Origin of the sequence: Alkalihalobacillus sp. CinArs1, assembly GCF_947387515.1 — a bacterium.
Classification (GTDB): domain Bacteria; phylum Bacillota; class Bacilli; order Bacillales; family Guptibacillaceae; genus Guptibacillus.
The window spans coordinates 1-22049 of sequence record NZ_CANDOB010000009.1 but is presented as its reverse complement, the minus strand read 5'-3'; the positions used below and the strand labels follow the sequence as shown (position 1 = coordinate 22049).

Below are 22049 nucleotides of genomic sequence, written 5' to 3'. Positions count from 1 at the left end.
TTCTATAGTTTCTTCTTAAACTGTAAATACATCATTTAATTTATCAGCAGCTTCTTGATCTGAACTTTTTAGGGCATGACCGTAAATATCCATGGTAGTTGAAATGTTAGTATGGCCTAGTCTGTTGCTGATAGTTTTGACATGGACACCTTTCTGGATAAGTAGGGTTGCTGCAGTATGCCTTAAACCATGGAAAGGTATAGGTTTAAGGTTATTCCTTCTGATGAATTTACGAAACCAGTTATTTATTGTACTAGGATGAATAGGATCTCCATCCCAAGTAGTGAACAAACGATTAGAATTATTCCAAAGGTCTCCTACCTGCAACCTCTGTTCATTTTGATGAGCTTTATATTCTTTTAATAATATGACAATCTTACTTGGTATGGAAATAGTTCGCTTGGAGCTCTCGTTTTTAGGTGCTTTTGTAATTATCCCTTTGCCACTAACGTATAGACTGGATTGGACGACATGAATAAGTTTTTCATCAAAGTCAACATGTGACCATTCTAGGCCTAACAACTCTCCTTTTCGTAACCCTGTTGAAATTGCCATGTTGATTAATAACTTATACTTAGGTTTTTCAAACAGGACAAGCTCAAGTAAATGTTTAGTCTCTGCTTCATCGTAGTACTCCATCTTTTTTTTATTCACCTTTGGTGGTTTTACGTTGGTAGCCGGATTCATAGCCAATAACTGCCACTCAACAGCGTCTTGAAACATTGCGGAGATAAGCCGGTGATGATGTAAGATTGTTTGCTCAGATAATCCACCATTTTTTCCATCTGCTCTTATACCGTCTTCTTGAAGGTTGTTATAAAACTCCAAAAGGTGAAGGGGTTTGACTTGCTCTAATTTGAAATGACCTAAGGCAGGTAATATACGAGATTCGAGGTATTCTCTATATCGCTTAAGAGTTGTAGGAGAAAGACTTTTCTCACCATAGTCTTTTAACCAACGGGAGGAAAAATCGGACAATGTAATCTTTGAAGGTTCAATGTACGATCCTCGTTCAATTTCTGCAACGAATTTTGCTAGCTCTTTTTCCGCTTCACGTTTGCTTTTTGCCTTAATGGATCGAGTGTGTTTTATCCTTTTACCATCTGAACCTCTTCCTCCGCTGGCTACTAACCTCCAAGATTCTTTTCCCCGCTTTTCAATACTACCTGCCATCTTGTTTCCTCCTTGTTCTTCTCATTTTTTGTGAATAAGCATTGTAACACTTACTGCGTTTTCCCTTTTCTTCAGACGGACAGAACTTTTGGCTACCATGTGAAGCTGCAAACACCCAACCACAATGTTTACAGTATCTAAAATCTATTTCGCCAATCAAAGCTTGTTTTAGTTGCCACCATGCCACATCTAGTAAAGAGGAAAAAAATATTGACGGAGCACCAGAGTCACCAATGTGTTGAATACCGTTGTAAATAAACCTTTGCTCAGAATTCACGATATTATAAAGCAAGCTCATTTTTTCTTTGTTATCATTCTCTTTTAATAATGAATTTGCTAGTTTTAATCGATAGATATCCTTTCCATAGTCGCTGATAGGTTCGCTTGGATAGGCATGGTTGAAAATCTTGTTCTCATTGCTTATCAAATTGTTTTCAGTTGCCTCAGTGTAAGTATATTTACGTTGGTAAGAACCAAGGAGCCCATACTTCTCTACAAAAGTAAGAAGGCTTTTTTTGGCTTTTGGGGATTTAATTTCATGTGCAGTATACTCGCTACCATCTTCAAGTGTATAAGTGAAGCTATCAAGATGAATTTTCGCTATTTCTAGATAGAGTGGGGAGTTTATCTCCAAAGGGTCATAAACAGTTTTAACTTCATAGTTTTTCGCTTTTATTATTACTTCTTTATCACCAAAGATATCTACCTCCCCATCTTCAAAATCATAACCCCAATAGACACTCCACCTTGAGCGATTATATGGGTTTGAAAAGTCATAGTCTTTCCTTACATGCAAGTTTTCGTCCTCTTTAGTATCAAACGTAATAACCTTCATTTGTGCAACAGCTACTTTCTTTTAATGTATAGTATAAAAACAAGTATTTATTACATACAAGAATTATATGCTATGTATTACTATATAAGCAAGCAGTACTTCTATTGGCCAAAAGAAGTTCAAAGCAATGGTATTACACAAAAGGATTTCAAAACAAAGGAGACTACTAAAATGAATGAAAAAGAAGTTACTAATGTTGGTTACGGTGCTATGGAACTAAACTACGGACGAATAACATTGACTGCGAAAGAAGCTGCAGAATACCTTGGTGTTTCTTATTGGTTAATACTAGAAATGGCTAAGAGAAAAGAGATACCTCATGTAAGAGCTGGGAAAAGGGTCTTGTTTCGTAAAGAGTCTTTATTGGCTTGGGTGAGAGACCGAGAAGCCACCGGTTCTCAAACTGAGGAAATTGATTCTGCAAAAGGCTCGTTGAGAAAATTACAACCGTAAGGTATATGGAGATGCAAGGATGGATAAGTTTACATCGGAAAATTCTTGAACATCCATTGTTTTTGCAAAAACGATCATTTTCAAAGTTCGAAGCATGGATTGACATGTTACTTCTAGCAAACCACAAGGAAAACAAAGTACTGCTAGGGAGTGAGTTTATCCTTATAAAGAGAGGTAGCTTTGTAACATCTGAGTTAAAGCTTATGAAACGCTGGAGTTGGTCCAAAGTTAAATTAAGGAAATACCTAAATTTACTTGAAGAAGAATCAATGATTGTGAGAGAACCAGATAACAAAAAGACCACCATCACCATATGTAGTTACGATGTTTATCAGCAGACCGGAACTACAAAAAAACCAATATCAAACCATCAACAAGACACAAACAATAATGAAGACAATGAATTAAAAGAAATATATACACACTGGAATTTGTGCGGAATTATTGTTCATAGATCGTTTACAGAAAAAATGAAGAGACATCTCAATGCAAGGCTACAAGAATATAAAAAGGCTGAGATTATTGGCGCCATAACCAACTACAACAAAGTTCTTAACAGCAGTAGTTATTATTGGACACACAAATGGACTTTTCAGGACTTTTTATTACCAAATAACATAGTTCGCTTCTTGGACGAATCGGATCCATTTAACGTCTTCCAACAACAGAAAAACAACCTAAACAATGTATTAAAAGAGGAGGAGTTTGACCTTGATGAATAAGAAGAAAGCATTTCAAATATTGAACTACATCAGCAGTGAGTATCCATCCTTTGAAGTAACGCAGTTTAAAGTAGATTTATGGGCTAAGACCTTAAAGAAAGATAATGAAGCCCTAGTAATGAGAAATGTAGAATCTCATTTAGCGAACCTCAAATATCCACCGAAGTTGGCTGATATACGGGCCTCTGCTCCTTTAGAGGTTGACTATCTACAGCTTGTAGATGAATGGAGAAAAAATGCAAAACCTAAAGGCTGAACAATCTATTTTATCGTGCATCATACGGAATGGGTTATTATTAAAGGAAACAGATGTTACAGAAGATCATTTTGAATCAATTGAGAATAAACTAGTTTTCGCAGCGATGATAGAACTTTCTAAAAGAAACGAACCTATCGATATTGTTACCATCTACACTCAATTAGGTAGCAATATATTGCAGATTGGCGGAAGCGAATATTTATCATTTCTCATTGAGGTGCAGTGTCATGAGGAGAATTTCGATACTTACCAAAAGTATGTTCATGATTACTTTAAACTACGTGAGATCAAAAAGAATCTTGGTGAATTATCTAGTATTACTGAGATTAGTGATTTGCCATTGGTAGCAGACAAAATCCAGATGCTGGGCAATATTCTACAACACCGATCCAAAAAATCATTTGATTTAATTGAATCGTTAGTTCAAATCGCAGAAGAGATGGAAACTGTTCGAGAGGGTATTACGGGTATAACCACTGGATTTGAAGAATTGGATACCATTACTGATGGATGGCAGTTGCAAGACTTGATTGTTTTGGCTGCTAGGCCATCAATTGGTAAGACAGCAATGGCACTAACTTTAACTTTAAATGCAATCGAATCTGGTAGTTACGTCAATTTCTTCTCGCTAGAAATGCCCGCTGACTCTTTGTTAAAACGAATGATATCCACTATTGGTGGAATTAATTCATTGAAAATCAAAAATGCTCTGGAGAGGTTTGATGAATCTGATTGGACAGGATACACCCATGCCCAGACTCTCCTCTCTAAATACAAAAATGCCTTGAATATTTATGATCGTTCTTCACCGACTCTACAAGAGATTCGGAAAGAAGTACAAATAAGAATGAGCGATAATCCGGACAAAAATCACCTTGTTATCATCGACTACCTCACATTAATAAAAACACAGGCTGTAAGGAGTCGTACCGAAGAAATTGGAGCATTGAGCCGCGGGCTAAAACAAATGGCTAGGGAATTAAATTGCTGTGTATTGGTGCTATCACAATTGAACAGAAGCGTTGAGTACCGACAGAATAAACGACCAGTACTATCTGATATTCGTGAAAGTGGGGAAGTTGAGCAGGATGCAGACTTAATTCTTTTCCTGTACAGGGAGGACTATTATGAGGAACAGGCAGAAAGTTCTCCGATTACTGAGGTGAATATCGCAAAGAATCGAAATGGGCCACTAGGCTCTGTGAAGTTGCTATTCGACAAAAAAACCAACAGCTTTAAGGAGGCTCGTTATAAATGACTATAAAGGATCTCTACAATGACGCTATACGTGAGAAAGATACTACACTGCTGTTGGTATTAGATTATCTCGTTATTTTCTCAAAAACGTTAAAACTTACTGACGATAAAGGAATTCTACTTTCATACTTATCAAATGAAGAAAGTTTCCAATTGAATACGAAGATCAAAGAATACAAAGGTCAAAGAATACAAAGCACAAAGTAACAAAATTACTGTTTATGAACTCTATGAGAATAGCAATGAGAGTGGGTGATTGGAAATGATGCTATCTCCAAAAAAAGAAAAGGCAATGCTGGCACTTTTAACTTCAACATCTGTAAAAAGTGCTGCAAAAAAAGCTGAGATTGGGGAGGCGACTTTATTTAGGTGGCTAAAGACTAATTCTTTTAAAGAAGCTTATCGAGAAGCAAGGAGAAATGCTTTAGAGCAAGCTATATTGAGGTTACAACAAATATCAGTTACGGCTGTAGATACGCTTGAAGTAGTAATGAACGATGATATGGCTTCAGCAAGTAGTCGGGTTAGTGCCGCACGAAGTACTCTTGATTTAACTTTCAAAGCATTTGAGCTAGAAGAGATTGAGGAGCGGATAGATCATTTAGAAAGAGAGCTTGAACGGAGGGAGAGTCAATGAGGAGTAAGAAACGATTAAAAGCACTAGAAGAAGCTTTTACAGCAAATCAGGGCATTACTTTAACAGTTGTTTTCAGAGATTTTTCAAATGGAACTGTATCAATACCTTCATTAGGGTTTATCGGTTCCAAACATGAGGGAGAAAAAATTATTAAATACAGATGTAACCAAGATACAATTGTTTACTTCAACATCCCCAGGCCGTCTCATAAATTGCATACTAATTAATTTGTACAAATAACATCTTTGGCTGTTTTGAAGATGAATAAATTGGATAAAGGTTAGTATGCTTAATATAACCTCCCTTCATCTGATTCTATTTTTTGGTTAGAGTGAATATTTATTGGAAACAATGGTGATGTCGTTCATATATTGTAAAGACTGAAAAAACAGAATATTTTGATGATTGGAGGACAAATTCATGGACAAGAAACCCCGAGGTTGGTACAATAACGTTAAAGGAACTAATTTCCAAATACTTGAGGTGAAAACAATGTCCAAAGTAATTGAGGGTATCAGTACGAGTGAATCCTCCGCTGCTTTCCAACAGTTCGTAAAAGAATCCCAAGGGATGAGGCCAGATGAAATCATTGATTTTTTTGAAGATCATTTTGCATTAGAGTACGGTGCTCCAGGTACTTTTCTTACAGATCTGTATAAGGAAGGGAAATAATGCTTATGGATAGTTTAGGAAGATCGGAAGCGTTGAACATAGGTCAGGCATCTATTTATTTAGATGCCTGTTTTCTTCTAAAGCTGGCTGATAAGAGTGATCCATTACATAATGATATTGTTCAGTTAGCTAAATCTTGGGGGAGTAATGACAGTATAGTTGGAATTAGTAGCCATGTATACGGTGAGGTAGTACATAATTTATTTATCAGAATAGTACTCGAAGCGATATATCTAAGAGAAAAGCAGAAACAGGGGGCGACTTTGACAACTCGACAAGTCAATAAAATCGTGGATACTAGCCTAGTAGATAGATTAATTGGTTCTTGTTCACCTGGCGAATTAGCTCAATATGTTTCCCATGTTGACCTTACCCTTAGAAGAATTACCAATAACAGAAACGTAAGATTTTCAATGTATAACAGAGGTATGAATATCACGTATTTAATAAAAGGATTAAAGAGAAACCCAGATTATATTGAAAGTTACAGGGGGAGCATTAAGAAATTCTACGAGAAAGCCTCAGCCCTTTTTGACACTTTAATGTACACAGTCGTGAAAGGGTATAAGCTCAGGGTTAGTATGGAAAGATCTGACCTTAGTTGTATTCAACGTGCTAAGTACAATATAGATTGGTATCAATTGGATGCTCATGATGCAATTCATCTCGCAATTGCAATGAAAAACGGATATGAGTACTTTGTAACTACAGATTCAGACTATTTCCTAAGTTCCTATGTACCAAATTTGAAGGCAACTAAGTTAATAATCATCGCTTAAAAAAGATACGATCTCACCCCTTCTTCAGTAAACAGAGAAAGGAATCACTTTAATCTGTCTACTAGGGAGGTTTTTTTTTGCTTAATTTTCCGGGGACAAATAGGGGACAAACCTTAATGAAATCACCATAAATCAACCTATTCGTAAGTCATTGAATGTAGTTTTCTCCTAATATACCAATACCAAACTTAAGTAAACTGTTTCATTTTAACAAGTAGAAGGGGTTTCCTAAACCGCAGGTCGGAGGTTCGATTCCTCTCGGGGCCGCCATTCTTTTAATAACATACATACATCTAGTAACACTCGAACAAAAATTTGTTCGGGTGTTTTTTTATATCCAGAGTTCAAAAAAACAGGCTTGTTCAACTAGGGACAAGGATGGAATTTAAGAGCACATATAGGCCTATCCACCACGACATGTACCCTTTCTATGCATAAACCTATAGGAAGTGAATATTAAGGAGGAAGAATAGTGTCATTTCCGAACGAAAATCAATATACATCCGTGCCTTTGGGATCAGGTTTTTATTTTGATGTGTTCAATGATGAATCTCCGGCAGCAGTAGATTTAGTCGGTGATACATCAAACCCATCGTTCGCCATCGCGTATGATGATACAAATGTCTACTTTCGTTTACGTTTAAACGATGACCCGCGTAATAATAAGAAAACAGGCTTTCAAAATTTTTCATGGGGTGTTTTATTCAATACTGGAGGACCGCCGGGAACGTACCAATGGCTTTTAGCTGTAGATGGGCTAAGTGGGGAGCTCGTTCTCATTGAAAACACAAACCAAGAAGTCAACTCATGGAATGATCCGGCTGAAGGAACCGATGGCAGAGGGAAACCAAATTACTCGCAGCCGATCATAAACTTCGATATTGCGAGGGTTACGCCAGCTGACACAACGTTTGGTGGGAATAACAACGTCTTTCTGGACTTTTTTATACCAGCCAACATTTTATTCGATTTTCTAAACATAACTGAAAACACACCACTGCAGCTTATATCGTTCACCTCGACGAATGCGAACAACTACAATAAGGACTCTTTGAGGATTTCTGAAGGTTTTCAGTTCACCGATGCTTTTTCTGATCCGATCTCAGTAGAGGATACTAACGTAAAAGCAAAACTAGATCTTCAAAAAATACTAGTGAGTGGTCCTACTACAGTCGGGGCAGGAGATGAAGCAGTCTATACTGCTAGATTAGTTGTAGAAAACACAGGCCAAAGCAAAGCAGCAACCGTTAAGTTGCAAGATGTGATCGAGTTTGATTTAGTGAGTGGATTTTCAATCATTAGTCGTTCAACAGGTAATGCGTATTATAATGAGCACACAAACACGCTAGGATGGGAGATTGGGATTCTACCACCGGGAGAAACAGCAATCCTTGACTTTGAAGTGAGTGGATTCTTCACGACGGATGGAGAACGTGTTCTTGAAAGAGCAAGAGCGATAGGGACGGATGGTAACACAGGTGCGAGAATATCATCCGATACGGTTACGACGGTTATTACTGTAACTAGTAATGGAGGAGTTACCGGGATCGTTAAAAACCACACAACGGGTCTTCCTTTAGCGGATGTTGTTGTGGAATTAAAAGATGGCGCAACAACGATTGCTGTAACGACAACGAATGACAGAGGAGAGTATTCGCTTACTGAGATAGCGCCTGGGTCATACACGATTGAATATTCTAAGCCCAATTTCATTACAAACATCCAGACGGTGGAAGTCAGTTCAGGAGCGATCACAAGGAAAGATGTTTTTCTAACGGAGCTGCAAGGAGCCGTAGAAGGAACTGTTACAAATGGAAGTGGCGGGGCAATTGCGAACGCTACTGTTTTACTCGTCGATTCTGCTGGAAACGTCATCGATGAAGGTACCACGAATGCGAGCGGGGAATATAACTTCCCATCGGTAAAGACAGGATCTTACACAGTTGTTGTCAGCGCGTCAGGGTTTCAGTCGGCTGAACAAGGCGTAATGGTAAAGGGGGGTCAAACGTCGACTGCAAACTTTGTCCTTGAACCGAATCCAGGAACGGTACAAGGCACTGTAACAAATGAAGCAGGTGACCCACTGAGCGGTGCGTTAGTGGAGGTATTGAATTCTGCCGGAACGACAATCGCTAGAGTGTCCACTGATGCTTCTGGTAATTATGTTATCGATGATTTAGCACCAGGGGATTATCAATTACGAGTAAGTAAAGATCTTTATCGAACATCCGTTGTTGGGTTTAATCTTGATGCTGGAGAAACAAAGAACGTGAACGTAGAGCTAATTGCAAACCCCGGGGCACTGGAGGGAGTTGTGACTGACTCTGCAACATCTGATCCGCTTCCTGGTACAACCGTTCAAGTTGTTGACGCTCGCGGCGTTACAGTAGCATCCACTATTACTGCTGTTAATGGCTCATATAGCTTTTCTAACCTTGCTCCGGGACAATACAGTGTGACGTTTATAAGCGATGGTTACGGATCGAAGACTGTTGGAACAAAAATACGTTCAAACGAAACGACACAACTTAACGTAAGTCTCGATCAATTAGTAGGGGGAATTGCAGGTCAGGTAACAGATAACGATGGGAATGTCCTGACAGGAGCGATAGTCGAAGCATTCTTCAACAATGTTCACGTTGCAACTGTTACAACGGATAACAATGGTTTGTATGAAATCAATAATCTTAGTCCAGGATTTTATACGATCACTGTCTCCAAGATGGGATATTCTACGGAAACGGTTGGTGCATCTGTTGTTGAGAATGAAGTGACTCTGGCAAATGCAACTCTTATTCCTAATCCAGGAACGCTAGAAGGGACTGTGCAATCTAGCGGTGATCCGCTTTCTGGAGCTGTCATCACCGTACGCGATGATCGAACGGAAGCTATTATTACGCAAGTCATCACAGATGATCAGGGCAGATATACGGCACTAGGATTGGCACCAGGACCTTACACGATTATTGCGTCGGCTGAAGACTTTCAAAGTCAATTTAAAGGTGCGACGATCGTTTCAGACCAAACGACTACTGTAAACTTCTCATTAGAGCCAAATCCTTCAAGTGTTTCAGGCACAATCATAAACGGAGATACTGGCCTTCCAATCACTGGTTCTATGATTGAAGTGCAGATTTTTGATGCAGCTGGAACGTTAGTAACAACTGCATTTACGAATCTTAATGGAGAATACGAAGTAACGGATCTTCCACCAGGAATTTATAACATTACTGCGCATGCAGCTGATTTTCAATCGAACTCAGCTACTGCTTCCCTATTACCAGGAGCATCGACGGTAGTAGATATTGAACTTACGCCTGCACCGGGTAATATTGTCGGCACAGTAACAGATAGTGATGGAAACCCGCTTAGTAATGTATCTGTGAGGATCATTGATGATCAGGGACTTTTAGTAGGAACGATCTTAACTGATTCAAATGGAGGTTATGTGTTTAATGGTTTAGCACCAGGAAATTATACTGTTACAGCAATTGCTTCTGGCTTTCAGTCCTCTTCTACGGGGGCTATCGTAGAACCTAATGAAACAACAATCGTGAACCAAAGTTTAGAGAGTAACCCGGGCAGCATTTCAGGGACGGTATCTCCTGTCGTTGAAGGTACTACGGTTACGCTAAGAACATCAGATGACCTTTTTGTTGCAACAACACTCCTAAATGAGGCTGGAGAATTTACGTTCAGTAACCTCGTTCCCGGAGAATATATTGTTTCCGCCACTGCACCGAATTACCGTGTATCTACCGCGGGTGCCACGGTTGTCGCAGATCAAATAACGTCTGTTGATTTAACGATGCAGCCTAACCCTTCAGAAATGAGCGGTACGATTACTGATCCTAGTGGCAATCCGATTCCAAATGCTACTATTCAAATTATCGATACGAACGGTAGTATATTAGGCTCAGGTGCAACGGACCAATCCGGGCAATATGTGATTGGAAACTTACCGCCTGGATCTTTTTCAGTCATTGTCAGTGCACAAGACTTTGCTTCCACAACTGGTGGGATCACATTAACACCTGGTCAAACTGTAACGGATGCAGATTTTGTCTTGATTCCGGATCCAGGAACCATCGTCGGGCAAGTGATCGACACTTCTGGAAATGGCATTTCTAGTGCCACTGTCATCATTCGAACCTTTGATAATAATCAAATCAAAACGCTTACGACGAATGAGTTTGGAGAATTTATCGTTGAAGGGATCGCCCCTGGTTCATATACGGTAGTGGCAACGGCCAATAACTTTTCAACGGAATTTGTCGGTGCAGTAGTTGCGAGTAACGAAAATACGATCGCAACGTTAACTCTCGAGAGTTTAGTAGGGAATATTTCAGGATCAGTCGTTGATAGTGATGGCAATTTAATCACAGGTGATAATATTGGCATCAAGTTATTTAGTGCAAGCGGTGCCTTACTTCAAACGTTTGTTGCAAATTCAGACGGGACATTTTTCATTAGTGCGCTACAGCCTGGACAGTACAATGTGAATGCAACCGCCCCTTCTTACACTGCAAACACAGCGAGTGCAAGTGTAATTGCTGGAGCGACAGAAACGGTAACGATTCCTCTTCAACTTTTACCTGCTACTCTTACAGGAAGGGTAACGAATACTGCGACAGGTGAAGGGATTACCGGGGCTGTTCTAACGTTTACAACTTCAGAAGGACTACCGATCGCAACTTCGATCTCAGGCTTGAATGGCGAATATATTGTAGAAAACATCCCAGCAGGCACGGTAGTACTAAGCGTAAACGCAACTGATTTCGGCGCGAAATCCTTGACGACAGTGGTTGAGCCAGGAGAAGTTAAAACGCTAAATGTTGATCTTGAACAGAGTTTAGGATTTTTGACAGGTTATATTACGAATATTGACACTGGAGAAGCGATTTCTGGTGCAGTCATCTTAATCAATGAAAATGGAGAACAAATCGCAACGATTACTTCTGATGAGTCTGGACAGTTTTTAACAGAAGGATTGAGTCCTGGAAACTACCAAGCAGTTGTCGCTGCAGAAGGTTTTACAAGTCGTACAGCTAGCTTTAGTATCGAGCCGAACGAAACAACCGTACTCAGCTTCGCGCTATCACCGATCCCTGGAACGATTACTGGAAGAATCACTAACTTTAATACTGGAAGTCCGATTTCTGGAAGCACAATCGTTATACGCGAACAATCCCCGAGTGGTCCAGTAATCGCTACTACGACTACGAACTCTAATGGCGAGTATATCGTGAATACTCTATCTGCAAGCACATATACGGTCATTGCTTCAGCTGAAGATTTTGGTGCTGCAGAGGCAACAACAATTGTTGGCCGCGGTGAAACCAAAACAGTCGACATTAAGTTGATACCGGACCCAGGAGCTATTCAAGGTACGATTAGAAATGCGAATACAGGTCTTGAGTTATCCGGAATAACGGTAGAGCTATTTAATCAAGATGGCATGCTTGTCTTCACAACAAACACCGATGAGAATGGCTTCTATCAATTTACGGAACTAGAAGCTCTTCAATATAGAGTTGTGACGAGAAACCCAGATTTTCAGACTCAAGAAATTGGCGTCATCGTCACTTCTGGAGACACAGAAATCGTTAATATCAACTTAGACTCAAATCCAGGAAGTATTACTGGTACGATTGTCGATGCAGACACAAATACAAGGCTAGTCGGCGCAGAGGTCACAGCATTCTTCGCTCAGGATCTTGTACCAATCGCTACGGCCACGACGAATGGTTTGGGAGAGTATACGATTTCAGGTCTTGTTCCAGGAACGTATACGATCGTCGCGAATGCGGTTGGCTACACTGAAAATTCTACGGGAAGTACCGTTTCGGCAAATGCGACAACACTCACAAATCTATCATTAACAGGTATCCCTGCTAGTCTATCTGGTACTGTGCTAGATGAAAATGGGCAGCCACTCAAAAATGCTGTTGTTAAAATTATCGATGTGAACGGTGTTGTAATCGGAACAAGTGCAGTTGATGAAAACGGAAACTATTCAATAGGAGGATTGAAGCCAGGGACTTACAGAATTTTAGCGTCAGCTCCTGGAACATCTGCACCTGACGTGGGCAGCGCATCGACAGGGGTATCGCTCGTCGCAGAACAAAACAGAGTCGTTAATTTCGTGCTTAGACTAAATCCAGGAAGAATATCTGGAATGGTGTTCGATGAAGTTACAGGAAATCCGGTCGTAGGAGCTAACGTCAACATTCTTGATAGTAACGGGCTAGTCATTGCCACAACGGCAACGACTACAGGTGGAAGTTATTTAGTAGGAGGGCTTGAAGCAGGAAGTTATACCGTTTCCGCTACGAAAGCTTCCTATGCACGGAAAACAGCTGGGGCCATCGTTGAACCTGATCAAACAACGACCGTTGATCTCTTTCTTAAAAGAACGACTGGTTCAATCTTCGGCAAACTTCAGGATGAGACTGGACATCAAATAATCTCAGATACGGTTGGGGTTCGATTGCTTGATGAAAAGGGATTGCTTCTTCAGTCAACCGTCGCTTCGCCAGAGTGCGAGTTTAGTTTTAGTGACTTAGCTCCTGGTCAATATCTTGTAAGCATCAGTGCTAACGGTTATCAATCTAAGGTTGTCCCTGTTACGGTCGTCGGAGGAGAAGTCAGTGAGTTGACCATAACCCTCTTCCGTAATGCGGGAATTATAACTGGTACGGTAACGAACATGGATACTGGAAATGGAATCGCTGGAGCAACTATTCAAATAAAGGACGCTGCGAATATTACCCTTGCCAATGGAGTCACGAATGAAGATGGCAGCTTTACGGTTCAAAATATCCCACCAGGATCTCAGGTAGTCACTGCATCACGGGATGGGTTTGGAACGGGATCTACAGGTGTAAATGTCGTTGCCAACGAAGTATCAGAAGTCACCATTTCATTAACTCCTAATCCTGGTAGCATCGGTGGAAGCATTACAGACGAAGCAACAGGCTTGCCGGTTCCCAATGCAAACGTACAGGTAATGAACGAAGCGGGTACGATCATAGCAACCGTACTCAGTCAACCGGATGGTCAGTACCTTGTTTCAGATATCCCTTCAGGCGTCTATGAAGTGATCGTCAGTCATCCTGAGTATGGCATAAAGCTTGCAGGCGCGATCGTTGAAAGTAATGAAAAAAATACCCTTGATTTCGCCCTGAATCCAAATCCAGGAAGCCTTAGCGGAATCGTTATTAATCAAGAAACGAAAGAAAGAGTTGCAGGTGCGATCGTTGAATTAAGGTGGTTGAGCCCTGATGGGGAACTTGTCGCTTCTACGCTAACAAACGAAAATGGAGAGTATTTAATAACTGGACTTACACCTGCCATCTATATGGTGGTTGCATTTGGCGGGGGTCTTGGAAGTGATTTAGCTTCAATCGAAATACGCTCCAATGAAATGGTTGTCCAAAACCTTGGATTGTTTCCACTTCCAGCTAACGTGAGAGGGAACGTAAGAGATGCAGCAACAGGCTTGCCAATCGAAGGTGCACTTGTTCGGTTGGTCACGTCAAGCGGTGGCTTTCTGCAAAGAGGGCAAACTGATCGTGATGGGAATTATTTAATCGAAGGGTTTGACCCGGGCGAGTATACGCTCGTTGTTCGAAATGAAACGTATGACTCAACGGCAAAAGAATTTACAGCAGAGCCTCTCGAAACAGCTGAAGTGAACTTTGCATTATCTTTAAGTCCAGGGTCTGTTTCAGGTAGAGTGAAAGACGAGAACACATCAAGATTTGTAGCAGGTGTCTCAATTATTGTTCTAAACGAGTTGAATGTACCGATCGCGAACACACTTACTGACCAAAACGGGAACTATGTGATCAATGGGTTAGCACCGGGCCGTTATTCAATTAGAGCTTTAGCAGTCGGCTGCGATTCAAACGCCAAAGCATTGACGATCATAGCAGGAGAAACCACTACGGTTAACTTCTTACTAACTGGTGACCCATCGATCGTTAGAGGGAACGTAACAGATGAAAATGGAAATGCACTTAACGATGTAGGGGTAACGGTTTTTGACAGCAATGGAAATGTTGTAGGAAGAGGCGTGACAAGTCGAGAGGGCGTTTATGTAATCGGTTATCTTCCAGCAGAAACATTAACTTTTGTTGCATCCTTGCCTGGATTTACACCGGATGAGAAAGTCATCACGTTATTACCTAACAGTGATCGAACTGTTAATTTTGTACTCGGTGCAGCAAACCCAGGTATCCTTTTCGGAAGAGTAACGAGTGAGAGAACGGGTGAGCCAATCGGTGGTGCAACGATCACTGCGAGGAGAAATAATGAGATCTTCGCGGAAGTTTCTACTCGTCAGGATGGAACGTACTCGATGGAGCTTCCAGAAGGTGATTATTTAATACGCGCAGCTGCACCATCATTTGAACCTCAAACAGAACCTATATTTATTCAAGCGGGAGAACGTGAAGAGCTAAACTTCACATTACAAGGCGGCTCGACACCACGAGATCAGTATTATCTATTTAGCTGTGAGAATGGTGAACCTCTAAAGGTGTCCAACAGTTTTGTGCCGACGCCGTTCACCTTGCTGACGATCGATAGAAAAACAAACTGTGGCTATTTCTCTTATATCGATCTTGGCACAGAAAGAACATTAATCGTTTGTCTAAGCTGCTTTACAATCAGTAGAATCGAGTAATGACATAACCGATGAGTGATCACTCATCGGTTTTTTGTTTTTCTACGAATCCTTACGATGTAACGTTCATTGTTAAAAAATGCAAGCTAAAGAATTGTAAAGGTGATATGATAGAGATAAAAGATTGCTAGGTTGGGAGGCTATCACGTTGGATGAGTGGAAAGGTGCAGCGGCCGATGTGTTTCGAGCCGTACGTATCAATTTAAAATCCGAGCTTACTCCACTGGTTGATGGGGTGCAAACCCTATTTTCAGACAACCCATGGGGGCAGCTTTTCTTATTATTGCTATCACTTGTGGTCCTAGTGCAGGTCATTAGTCTAGTAGCACGTGCATATGACCGCGCATTTCGGCAGACCATCGAACGTAAGATGGAGACGAACTCGAACATTAATCGTTTTTTTAAGGGCTTCTTGCATCATAGAAGGTCGGACGGATGGATGAATGATACTTCCTGGCTGCAAAAGGAACTGCAGCGCTTCGATCTGTACGAGCTTGAGTGGTTGAAAGCAGAGCTTACAAGTGCTGAGAATGATTTTCGAGATTATCGTCCGCAAACGTTACTTGCTGGAATTCTTTTCTCAATCGTTACGCTGCTTCTTGTATGGTATTACGAGTGGACGATTTTTGAGCAAGAGATCCTATCCTATGTCCTGCCTGTCCTCATTATCACGTGGTGTATCGGACTCGTATCCTATAAGGTAGGAATTAAGAAGCGCTTTTATCGTTCTTTAACGACGAATGTAGAACTTTCGATCCCTACTAAAAAAGTTCAAGACGTGATGAAGTATATCGATTCTGATTTGAAAAGGTACAAGATCGAGCATTCAATTACGGATGGTGGATATTATGAGGTCATTCGGTGTATGACGTGTACGTACCATTCAAAGTATCTAGAAGAAGTGCGTTTTCAAATCAATGATACGTTCCTTTCTTTTAAGGCGGATGAACGCGCAATCGAAGTGACGGTAAGCAGTGAGTATAACCATACATTTACCATCGACCGCCTTGAGTTTAAAAATGGATATTGTCAAAGTCTCAGAAAAGGAAGTAAGCTGTTTGACGATAAACTGATGGTAACGTATTTGAATGCTGCCTTTGAGCAAAGGCCAGCTTATTTTCAAACGAGCTCATAATCGACGAGAACCCCTTCTATAGTAGAGGGGGTTCTTCATTATCCTTCATAGGAGGTAACGGTGTTCTTGTCATCAGCTTTTTGCATGATTTCTTTCAGGTCTAGTTCGGTTGAAGGTTGGATGTTTGCCTTTAGGTTTCCTTCCATAAGTTTTAATGCATAATCGTTATCTTCCTTCACGTTCGAAGCGCTACAGTCACTTGGGATGTATAGTTCATATTCCCTCATATATGCATCGTTGGCTGTGAATAAGACACAGATATTCCCTGCAAATCCAGTCAGAATAAGGGTGTGTACTTTTAGATATTTTAATAAGGAAGAAAGTGGTGTTGAAAAGAAGCCAGAATGCTTCGGTTTGACTACTGTGTAGTCGTCATCATCAGGCGCTAGCCGGTCGACTAGGTGCTTTCCGTTCGCTTCTGCAGCGTAGTTAACGACTTTATTAAAATTCGATTGCCACATACCATAGTTATCGTTCACGTAGATGACCGGCATCCCGTTTTCTTTTGCACTCTTTTTCAAGGATGCAATGCGATCAGCGGCATCTTCTGTATATCTAGCTAGTAATTCTGAGCCTTCGAAATCCATTGTATTGATAACATCGATTAATAGTAATGCTACGGATGATTGCTGGTGTTCGGATTTTGTATGTTCTTTACTCATAAGAACTCCTCTCCTTATAATAGGTGATAGAATTGGAAATTGTATGTAGTTTACCCAAGAGTGTAAAGAAATAAAACATTGTAAGAAGGAGCTACTCTAATGGAAGATGCACAGTACGGCGATGGTTATTTTATGCAAAAAGCAATTGAAGAAGCAAAAAAAGCTGAGGCAATTGGGGAAGTTCCGATCGGTGCAGTCATCGTAAAAGATAATGAAGTGATCGCATCGGCATACAACTTAAGAGAATCTGAACAGCGTTCTGTCGCGCATGCGGAACTTTTAGCTATAGATGAAGCTTGTAGAGTGACCGGAAGCTGGCGATTAACAGGGTGTACTCTCTATGTGACGCTTGAACCCTGCGCGATGTGTAGTGGTGCGATCGTACTCTCTAGAGTTGAACGAGTAGTATATGGCGCGAGTGATCCGAAGGGTGGGTGTGCCGGTACGCTTATGAACCTTCTCGACGATAGTCGCTTTAACCATCAAGCAGAGGTAACGTGTGGTGTCATGGAAGAAGAGTGCGGCTCGATGTTATCGACATTCTTCCGTACATTAAGAGAACAGAGGAAGGAAGAAAAGCGCAGAAGGAAAGAAGATAACGTTTGATACGAACAACGCATAGATGTTATATTATTTCTTGCAATCGATAGATGGAGGCGTACCCAAGTCTGGCTGAAGGGGGCTGACTCGAAATCAGCTAGGGCGTTCACGCGCCGCGGGGGTTCGAATCCTCTCGCCTCCGCCATCTTACAAAAGTTGGAGTATTGGATCTATTGATATTTTCGCTTCGATGCGATATACTAGATTTTGCACGTTAGACGTGCACTAAAAATGTTATCAAATTTGCCGTGCTAGGTGGGGAATTAGCGGTGCCCTGTACTCGCAATCCGCTACAGCGAGACTGAATCCCTTCCCGAGGTTTAGCTACTGCAGGGTCTGCCCTGAATAAGTGGTGTTGACATTCGGGTCCTGCGCAACAGAGTCCTACGAACCCTGTCAGGTCCGGAAGGAAGCAGCAGTAAGTAGGTTCCCTCTGTGTGCCGCGGGAGTGCCCGGATCGAGCTAACTGTTCAGGTAACGCTTGTGGTGGCTTTATCGAAGGAAGGTGCACGGTTTTAATACTTAAATGCTCAACTCACTCTCTAAAGAGTGAGTTTTTTCATGTATAAATTATAAGATTGTTTTTTGAATTAGAAACAACGAAACGGTATAATAGAAAAGGATGAAGAGGTTAGGAGGAGAGTAGGCGAATGAGTTATCAAGCGTTATATCGTGTTTGGCGGCCCCAGACGTTCGAAGACGTAGTCGGCCAGAAACATGTTACACGAACAATTCAAAATGCACTGATGCAGCAAAAAATCTCTCACGCCTATTTGTTTACAGGACCTCGAGGAACGGGAAAAACGAGTGCTGCGAAAATTATTGCAAAAGCAATTAACTGTGAGAAAGCGCCAGTAGCTGAACCTTGTAACGAATGCTCAGCATGTTTAGGAATTACAGATGGCTCGATCTCAGATGTTATCGAAATCGATGCGGCTTCAAACACTGGTGTCGATGATATTCGAGACATTCGCGATAAAGTGAAATACGCGCCGAGTTCTGTTTCTTATAAGGTGTACATTATCGATGAGGTTCACATGCTGTCGACGGGAGCATTTAATGCGTTACTTAAAACACTTGAAGAACCACCAAAACACGTGGTGTTTATCCTAGCGACAACGGAGCCACACAAGATTCCATTAACAATCATATCAAGGTGCCAGCGCTTTGATATGAGACGAATCACGGCTCACGACATCGTAGGGAGATTACAAACAATCATCGAAGCACAACAGATCGCTGTTCAAGAAGATGCCCTCTATCAAGTAGCAAGAGCCGCGGATGGAGGAATGCGAGATGCATTAAGTATCCTTGATCAAGCAATATCCTATAGTGAAGCGGAAGTTATTCTTGACGATGTTCTCGCAGTCACAGGTAGTGTGTCTCAGAAAATGATCTCTCGAATAGCTGGTGCATTTTACGAGAAAGATGTAGCTGAGGCGCTAAATGCAGTGGAAGAGCTTATGGAGCACGGAAAAGATGCAGCGCGGTTCTTAGAAGATTTAATCTATTACTTTAGAGACCTGCTCCTTTTCCAAACTGCACCTCAGCTTGAAGAAGTGGAAGAACGAGTGAAGGTAGATGAATCGTTTCAACACCTTGCGAAGAATAGTTCGAAAGAGTGGGTATACAAGGTTATCGAAACACTTAACCGCAATCAGCAAGAGATGAAGTGGACGAATCACCCACGCATATTCTTAGAACTGGCGCTCGTTCAAATTTGTCAGGAAGAGACAGATAGTCAAGCAACTCAAGATCAGAGTGACCTTCTTGACCGTATTCAAAAGCTTGAAAGTGAACTCAACGAGTTGAAGCAGAAAGGAATCGAGGTCAAGCAAGTAGAATCTGAACAAGAAGCTAAACCGAAGAAACAATTTAAACCATCGAGACAGAAATCTAGTGTTTCTCATGGTAAAATAAAAGAGATCCTCAAAAAGGCAACGAAACAGGACCTCATGAAGGTAAAAAGTGTCTGGGGAGAAGTAATGGAAAACGTGCGTCAGGAAAAAGTGTCTGCTCACGCGTGGTTAAAAGACAGTGAGCCGGTTGCTGCGACAGAAAAAACGTTCCTGCTTTCGTTCCAATACGAAATGCACTGCCAGATGGCTGCCAAGGATAACATACGAGGGACTGTAGAAAGTGTCCTTTCAAGAACGCTTGGCAGAACGATGGAGATGGTAGGAATTGTTGAGGATGATTGGCAGCAAATCCGTAGCGAATTCCTGAAGACAAGAGACGAACCTGATACAGGCGAAGGTGAAAAATCAGAGCAATCAGGTGAAGATCCACTCGTCTCTGAAGCAAGACGTCTTGTAGGCGATGATCTACTCGATATTCAATCTTAAAAATTTAACTATAAATAAGGAGGAATTGTTTTATGAAACGCGGAATGGGTGGCATGAACAACAACATGATGAAACAAATGCAGAAGATGCAAAAGGATATGGCGAAGGCCCAGGAAGAACTAAAAGAAAAAACTGTTGAAGGTTCTGCTGGTGGCGGAATGGTCGTTGTAAAAGCAAACGGTCATAAAGAAGTGCTTGAGGTAATCGTGAAAGAAGAAGTTGTCGATCCAGACGACATCGATATGCTTCAAGACTTGATCCTTGCTGCAACAAACGATGCTCTTCGTAATGTAGATGAACTCGTAAACAAAGACATGGGTAAATTCACACAGGGACTTAATATACCTGGATTAATGTAGGGGGTATGCAGGTGCATTATCCTGAACCAATATCAAAACTAATCGATAGTTTTATGAAATTGCCGGGAATCGGACCAAAAACGGCGGTCCGCCTGGCTTTTTTCGTGCTAGAAATGAAAGATGATGATGTGTTGGATTTCGGTAAGGCGTTAGTAAATGCAAAGCGTCAATTAACATATTGCTCAGTCTGTCATCACATCACTGACACGGATCCTTGCCGAATTTGTTCAGATAGCCATCGAGATGAGACGGTTATTTGTGTCGTACAAGATGCGAAAGATGTTATCGCAATCGAAAAAATGAAAGATTACACTGGTTTGTACCATGTTCTTCATGGTGCTATCTCTCCGGTTGATGGGATTGGTCCTGAGGACATCAAAGTGCCTGAGCTATTGAAGCGTCTACAAGACGATAAGGTTACTGAGATCATCCTTGCAACAGATCCTACCATTGAAGGAGAAGCCACAGCCATGTATATCGCCCGGCTCGTTAAACCAACGGGTATTCGAATCACGCGTATCGCGCACGGTCTTCCTGTCGGAGGCGACTTAGAATACGCTGATGAAGTGACACTCTCTAAAGCATTAGAAGGACGACGTGAACTATAGCAGCAGGGGGGGGAGAATATGTTCTTCAAGCGGAAAGGCTACCTGAGAAAAGAAGCCGATGAGCATTTGATTCAAGCTCTGCAAGAATTAAAAGAAGTTTGGAATAAACAAAAAGAAATAGTAGGTCGCAGCGTGGAACCTTCTGGAGCTGTTCTAGCCCGGTTGAAGCTTGATGAAGCCAAGTACTTCTTCCTATTAAAAGAAGCGAAGCGTAGAAAAATAAGAATGGGGAAGCCATAAACTTCCCGTTCTTTTTTATTTGGACAGACATACACTTTAATAATTCTTGAAAAGAGCGGGGGACTTTTATGGATCCTAAACTCGTCATCGGATTATTTGCTTTATGTATTGTTCTGTTACTGTTCATCGGAGCACCTTTGAAACCCATGCGCTGGGTTGGTCACGGATTGATCAAGCTCGCCATCGGTGCACTGCTATTATTCTTCTTGAATACATTCGGAACACCCTTTGACCTCCATGTACCGATCAATTTAGGAACAGCAGCGATTTCAGGGTTTCTAGGAATCCCTGGTCTAGTTGCTTTAGCTGCTATTCAGCTCATTATAATAGCGTAAAGAGAGAGGAACTCGTTCGTATAAGAGTTCCTTTTTGTTTTTCTAAAATAATTTTTCAAAAAGGGTTGCGTTCTAATCGATGTGCTGTTAATATTATAGAAGTCGCCGATAAGACACGGCAGACGCAAAGAAATGTTTTAAAAAGTTGTTGACGGCAAACGAGTTAATATGATATATTAATAAAGTCGCTGAAAACGACATTGAAAGAAACAAATCGATCTTTGAAAACTGAACGAAACGCCATGCAAGAAATTGTTTCTACGGAAACAAACATTGTTTTAAAGCTAGA

General features: G+C 41.2%; 20 protein-coding genes, 1 tRNA gene and 1 other RNA gene. 19 read left to right on the top strand and 3 right to left on the bottom strand.

The window, feature by feature from the left end:
- Window positions 1-15: 15 nt before the first annotated feature.
- Window positions 16-1173, bottom strand: a complete 1158-nt coding sequence (locus tag PFZ69_RS20485) for a tyrosine-type recombinase/integrase (RefSeq protein WP_270182949.1) — start codon at window positions 1171-1173, stop codon at window positions 16-18.
- A complete protein-coding gene (locus PFZ69_RS20480) occupies window positions 1163-2008 on the bottom strand; it encodes a hypothetical protein (protein WP_270182948.1) in 846 nt (281 codons plus the stop codon). The genes PFZ69_RS20485 and PFZ69_RS20480 overlap by 11 nt, the downstream gene beginning before the upstream one ends.
- 171 nt (window positions 2009-2179) lie before the next feature.
- Between PFZ69_RS20480 and PFZ69_RS20475 the strand changes: the two genes are divergently transcribed.
- The 11 genes from PFZ69_RS20475 to PFZ69_RS20425 all read left to right on the top strand — a co-directional run bounded on the left by PFZ69_RS20475 (window position 2180) and on the right by PFZ69_RS20425 (window position 16611).
- Entirely contained in the window at window positions 2180-2461 is a 282-nt protein-coding gene (locus PFZ69_RS20475; RefSeq protein WP_270182947.1) for a helix-turn-helix domain-containing protein, read from the top strand.
- A gap of 11 nt (window positions 2462-2472) precedes the next feature.
- Window positions 2473-3183 carry a Replication protein O gene (locus PFZ69_RS20470; protein WP_270182946.1) on the top strand — a complete coding sequence of 237 codons (711 nt, stop codon included), beginning with the start codon at window positions 2473-2475 and terminating at the stop codon, window positions 3181-3183.
- Window positions 3176-3439, top strand: a complete 264-nt coding sequence (locus PFZ69_RS20465) for a replicative helicase loader/inhibitor (RefSeq protein ID WP_270182945.1) — start codon at window positions 3176-3178, stop codon at window positions 3437-3439. Before PFZ69_RS20470 ends, PFZ69_RS20465 begins: the two co-directional genes overlap by 8 nt.
- Window positions 3420-4700: a replicative DNA helicase gene (locus tag PFZ69_RS20460; protein WP_270182944.1), complete on the top strand. Its 1281-nt coding sequence runs from the start codon at window positions 3420-3422 to the stop codon at window positions 4698-4700. Before PFZ69_RS20465 ends, PFZ69_RS20460 begins: the two co-directional genes overlap by 20 nt.
- The gene (locus PFZ69_RS20455; RefSeq protein WP_270182943.1) at window positions 4697-4906 is read left to right on the top strand and encodes a hypothetical protein; all 210 of its coding nucleotides are present in this window, start codon (window positions 4697-4699) and stop codon (window positions 4904-4906) included. Before PFZ69_RS20460 ends, PFZ69_RS20455 begins: the two co-directional genes overlap by 4 nt.
- Before the next feature lie 55 nt (window positions 4907-4961).
- Window positions 4962-5336 (top strand): hypothetical protein, encoded by a 375-nt coding sequence (locus PFZ69_RS20450; protein ID WP_270182942.1) that lies wholly within the window; start codon window positions 4962-4964, stop codon window positions 5334-5336.
- A complete protein-coding gene (locus PFZ69_RS20445) occupies window positions 5333-5563 on the top strand; it encodes a hypothetical protein (protein WP_270182941.1) in 231 nt (76 codons plus the stop codon). The genes PFZ69_RS20450 and PFZ69_RS20445 overlap by 4 nt, the downstream gene beginning before the upstream one ends.
- 193 nt (window positions 5564-5756) lie before the next feature.
- Window positions 5757-6008 (top strand): hypothetical protein, encoded by a 252-nt coding sequence (locus tag PFZ69_RS20440; protein WP_270182940.1) that lies wholly within the window; start codon window positions 5757-5759, stop codon window positions 6006-6008.
- Window positions 6008-6787 carry a hypothetical protein gene (locus PFZ69_RS20435; protein WP_270182939.1) on the top strand — a complete coding sequence of 260 codons (780 nt, stop codon included), beginning with the start codon at window positions 6008-6010 and terminating at the stop codon, window positions 6785-6787. Before PFZ69_RS20440 ends, PFZ69_RS20435 begins: the two co-directional genes overlap by 1 nt.
- A gap of 472 nt (window positions 6788-7259) precedes the next feature.
- Complete coding sequence (locus tag PFZ69_RS20430; protein ID WP_270182938.1) at window positions 7260-15476, top strand: carboxypeptidase regulatory-like domain-containing protein; 8217 nt, start codon at window positions 7260-7262, stop codon at window positions 15474-15476.
- A 148-nt stretch (window positions 15477-15624) separates the two neighbouring features.
- The gene (locus tag PFZ69_RS20425) at window positions 15625-16611 is read left to right on the top strand and encodes a hypothetical protein (RefSeq protein WP_270182937.1); all 987 of its coding nucleotides are present in this window, start codon (window positions 15625-15627) and stop codon (window positions 16609-16611) included.
- A 38-nt stretch (window positions 16612-16649) separates the two neighbouring features.
- Here the strand turns inward: PFZ69_RS20425 and PFZ69_RS20420 are convergent, their stop codons facing one another.
- Window positions 16650-17273: an isochorismatase family cysteine hydrolase gene (locus tag PFZ69_RS20420; RefSeq protein ID WP_270182936.1), complete on the bottom strand. Its 624-nt coding sequence runs from the start codon at window positions 17271-17273 to the stop codon at window positions 16650-16652.
- Window positions 17274-17372: 99 nt separating this feature from the next.
- Here PFZ69_RS20420 and tadA point away from each other — a divergent pair, with 99 nt between their 5' ends.
- From tadA to PFZ69_RS20380, 8 genes are all read left to right on the top strand, one after another.
- A complete protein-coding gene (gene tadA / locus PFZ69_RS20415) occupies window positions 17373-17879 on the top strand; it encodes a tRNA adenosine(34) deaminase TadA (protein ID WP_270182935.1) in 507 nt (168 codons plus the stop codon).
- Window positions 17880-17925: 46 nt separating this feature from the next.
- Window positions 17926-18018 (top strand) — tRNA-Ser (locus PFZ69_RS20410).
- A gap of 101 nt (window positions 18019-18119) precedes the next feature.
- Window positions 18120-18386: signal recognition particle sRNA large type (gene ffs / locus PFZ69_RS20405), an RNA gene on the top strand.
- 137 nt (window positions 18387-18523) lie between these two features.
- Window positions 18524-20218 carry a DNA polymerase III subunit gamma/tau gene (dnaX, locus tag PFZ69_RS20400; protein WP_270182934.1) on the top strand — a complete coding sequence of 565 codons (1695 nt, stop codon included), beginning with the start codon at window positions 18524-18526 and terminating at the stop codon, window positions 20216-20218.
- Between the two features lie 32 nt (window positions 20219-20250).
- Window positions 20251-20577 (top strand): YbaB/EbfC family nucleoid-associated protein, encoded by a 327-nt coding sequence (locus PFZ69_RS20395; protein WP_270182933.1) that lies wholly within the window; start codon window positions 20251-20253, stop codon window positions 20575-20577.
- Between the two features lie 11 nt (window positions 20578-20588).
- Window positions 20589-21185, top strand: a complete 597-nt coding sequence (gene recR, locus PFZ69_RS20390) for a recombination mediator RecR (protein ID WP_270182932.1) — start codon at window positions 20589-20591, stop codon at window positions 21183-21185.
- Between the two features lie 18 nt (window positions 21186-21203).
- Window positions 21204-21425 carry a YaaL family protein gene (locus tag PFZ69_RS20385; protein WP_270182931.1) on the top strand — a complete coding sequence of 74 codons (222 nt, stop codon included), beginning with the start codon at window positions 21204-21206 and terminating at the stop codon, window positions 21423-21425.
- A gap of 68 nt (window positions 21426-21493) precedes the next feature.
- Window positions 21494-21760 carry a pro-sigmaK processing inhibitor BofA family protein gene (locus PFZ69_RS20380; protein ID WP_270182930.1) on the top strand — a complete coding sequence of 89 codons (267 nt, stop codon included), beginning with the start codon at window positions 21494-21496 and terminating at the stop codon, window positions 21758-21760.
- The last annotated feature ends 289 nt before the right edge of the window (window positions 21761-22049 follow it).